The following is a 240-nucleotide window of genomic DNA, read 5'->3' as shown; positions in this document are numbered from 1 at the left end:
ACTTCTTTATTGGAAACAGCAGCAACTGTTGAAATGCCCATATCTATACCGACTTCCCCATCACAAGGTGCGTGTTTTTGAGGAGGGATTCCTTTTAGAATTAACTGCAAATAATATTTGATTTTCCCTCTAATTATCTTACGAACTAAACGACAATAGGCAATTTCATCGTGTAATGCCTTCTGGATGTATGTATCCTTCATAGGTATATGCACTTTCATTGTTAAACCATTCCAGTAC

The 240-nt window shown here is 36.7% G+C and carries 1 pseudogene; it reads right to left on the bottom strand.

What is annotated here, in order from left to right:
• Positions 1-203 (bottom strand): annotated as a pseudogene (locus GXK58_RS26910) (RNA-guided endonuclease TnpB family protein); the annotation flags it as partial.
• Between the last annotated feature and the right edge of the window lie 37 nt (positions 204-240).

Source organism: Bacillus sp. USDA818B3_A, assembly GCF_009928415.1.
In the GTDB taxonomy this organism is placed as follows: Bacteria; Bacillota; Bacilli; order Bacillales; family Cytobacillaceae; genus Neobacillus.
Note: the sequence above shows the minus strand (reverse complement) of the source record. Positions and strands in the feature narration are given on the sequence as shown.